This window comes from Spirochaetota bacterium, assembly GCA_035477215.1.
GTDB lineage: Bacteria > Spirochaetota > UBA4802 > UBA4802 > UBA5368 > MVZN01.
The window spans coordinates 1-2,995 of the sequence record DATIKU010000050.1; the positions used below are offsets into that span (position 1 = coordinate 1).

The window sequence follows — 2,995 nt, forward strand, 5'->3', positions numbered from 1 at the left end:
TCGGCCGCGGCGTTGAGCGCTTTGCCGAGCATGCCCAGCTCGTCGTTCTGGTCCAGGTCGATCCTCGAGGTGAAGTCGCCGCCGGCAAGCTTTTCGGCGAAGGCAAGGCCCTTTCGTACCGGACCGGAAATCGCACGGGCCAGTACAAAGGTAATGATCACGCCCACAAAGATCGCAAGTCCGAGGAATACAAATGATAGTACCACAACATTCCTGGCCGTTGCTTCCATTCCCACCCTAAGCTTATCAGCCTCGCGTTGCTGCAGGTTTATAAGTTCGTCTGTTTTATCTCTAAGCTTTTGAAATCCATCAAGCCACTGGGCAAGGTATACCTTGGACTGGTCTAAATTCCTCGACTCCACTGTAGTGCGAAATTTACCGCGCGCCTCCCTCGGGGCCTCGGCCAGCACCACCCATTCATCGGCCATTTTTTTCTCTTCTTCCGTCATTTTCGATGCTGAAAAGGCCTTCCACTCCTCCATATACTTCTGTGCGAGGTCCGCGGTAGATTTCACACGCTCCTCGACCGTTTTCCAATCGTTGACACGCGCAGCTTCAAATTCCTGCAGCATATTGACCCGTATCTGCAAAAGGTCCCTCAATATTCGGTTAAGCTGGCGCGTCGGTATATATCGATCGGTATAGAATTCCTGGAAGCCGCTCGCGGCGCTTCGTATACTCACAATGCCCTGAAACGCGATAAAGCTTATAAGCAGTATGAAAATAAGACACGACAACAGTACCTTGTACGCCACCTTGAGATTACTGAACCACTTCATCGCCATCCTCCGTTAATCTCTTATTACGCGAAAATTACGCGCGACGAAAAACCGGCTTCTTTCAGAAATTCAATATGCGCCACATCCGTCGCAGACAGGAATGTTCATGTCGGCGCACACCAGCCCGGGGAGGAAGGTACTTCAGCGATGCAATCCGGATATTGGTTTTAACCGACTTCCCTTTCGTCCACGGGAGGGATTACGCGCTATCGCCCTTCGGGGGCACCCGATCGCGAGGCAGCCGCCGCTACATCCCTGTGACAACCGCGACTCCACGCTCATGATCTTAAAGCTCAGCAGCTTTAACAGTCAAGCTTTTTAAAGCGCGCGAACTCCGGGCGGTGCTTTTTTTTATGGATTAAAAACGTACGGTGGGTTTAGGGAAAAGCGGCCCGTTGTGTAAGAAAATCCATTAGGCCGATATAAGGGGAACGCTCAGGGTCACGTTGACCTTCGTCATGGGCTCGCGGCTTACGTCGCTGTAGTCGATTATATTCCCCGCCGAGATCCTTCCGCCGTGCTTGCGGGCGATCTTGTCCGCCAGCGTGAGCCCCAGTCCGTAGTCGGGCGTATCGTATCCCTCGAAAACGGTCCGCGTCATGCGGAAAAAAGGCTCGAGGACGATGTTCTCGTATCCGAGCGGTATCCCCACCCGGCCCTGCTCGTCGGGCACCGGCTCGTTGATCACCGATACTTGCATGGCTCCGTGCACGACGTCCACGATGATGAACACGGGGGTGTTGGGCTCGGAGAACTTGCACGCGTTGACGATGAGCTCGAAGACGAAAGTACGCAGCCGCTCCGCCGAGGCCATCACCGCCGTGCCTGACAGGCCCGCCTTGCGCTCGCTCATTACAAGCGACTGTCCCTTCAGCGAGGCGTGGCGCTCCATTTCATTCCGGACATCCGCCACCATGCCGTACAGCGCGCCGTACTCCATCCTTTCAAGCTCGAGCTCGTGCGTGAGCAGCCAGTCGATCTCGGAAAATGTGCGAAGCACCTTCCCCGACAGGGCCACGTTCTTGTCGACGAGGTCCATGAGATCCGCCTCGATGATATAGTGGTCGTTTTCCCTGCGGGCCGACTGCGAGACGATGTCAAGAAGCGTAATGAGGGCGCCGAATCCCGCGCCCTGGTTGAAGGAGGTGTGCAGGCTCCGAAAGAGCGAGCGGTCCAGTTTTCCAATCTCGCGGTTCTTCGCGCTGTCGTACCACTTGTACCAGTCCAGCTCGCGCTCGAGCCGTATGACCTTTTCTTTTTCCATGATGCGCCTCATGCGGCGCAGGCGCGAGGTTTCGAACGCCCGCTCGAGTTTTAGAACGAACTCGCCGACGCTGATCGGCTTGATGACGTAATCGTAGACCCCCCTGCGCATTATCTCGATTACGTGCTCCGATTCCTTTATGACGGTCTGAACGATGATGACAGGCTCGAATTCAATATCTTTTAGATGGTCGATGAGGGCGGAACCGTCCATCTCGGGCATCTGGATGTCCGTAATAACGACCGGAAAGGGATGTTTTTTGAACAGGTCCAGCGCAAGCCGACCGTTTGGCGCCAGTACCGGCTGAAATCCGACCGACGACGCCACCTCAACTAACAGCTTCCCCGAAAACGGATCGTCTTCGGCTATTAGCACCCTTCTGTCTTCCATGATATCGATTTCCTTTGTTATGCGGTCCCAGAACCGCCCTCGCAGACGCCGGCGATCGGTTGCGCGCCATCGTTCACGCCACGCGCCCGGTCTCCGCGGGGAGGAGGGACTGCCGGAACGCGGCGCCGTATCGCACGCTTATATCCGCCAGCAATTCACAGGAGGAAAAATATATCAATCAGAATATATACCCAACGCCTAAATGGTTGACGTTACGCCTTCACCGGTCAACACTCTCCATGGAGCCGATGAAATGAAAATTCAGCGCGCCATTCGGTGTGTGTTCCTTGTTTGCCTGTCGGCCCTGCCCGCGGCCCTTACGTGCGGCCCGCTGGAGGCCGGGGCCGGAGACACCATTCATCTCAGGGGCCGCGCCGCGGCGGCGCCGGGCGCGCGGACCGCGTTCCGAAGCCCGCACATCCCGCTCATCAACCGTATCGCCGCCGAGGAGGGCGTGGACGACTACCTCGTCCAGTGCATCGTCAAGGTCGAGTCGGATTTCAACGCGGGAGCGGTATCGGTCGCCGGCGCGGCGGGCCTCATGCAGATCATGCTCGACGTC

3 protein-coding genes are annotated in these 2,995 nt (G+C 56.6%); 1 reads left to right on the top strand and 2 read right to left on the bottom strand.

All coding sequences use genetic code 11. The features are described 5' to 3' along the window. On the bottom strand, positions 1-779 hold a 779-nt coding region (locus VLM75_12345), incomplete at its 3' end, for a methyl-accepting chemotaxis protein (protein HSV97703.1). Between the two features lie 412 nt (positions 780-1,191). Then, complete coding sequence (locus tag VLM75_12350) at positions 1,192-2,433, bottom strand: response regulator (GenBank protein ID HSV97704.1); 1,242 nt, start codon at positions 2,431-2,433, stop codon at positions 1,192-1,194. Positions 2,434-2,686: 253 nt separating this feature from the next. Between VLM75_12350 and VLM75_12355 the strand changes: the two genes are divergently transcribed. Next, the coding region (locus VLM75_12355) for a transglycosylase SLT domain-containing protein (GenBank protein ID HSV97705.1) at positions 2,687-2,995 on the top strand (309 nt) is incomplete at its 3' end.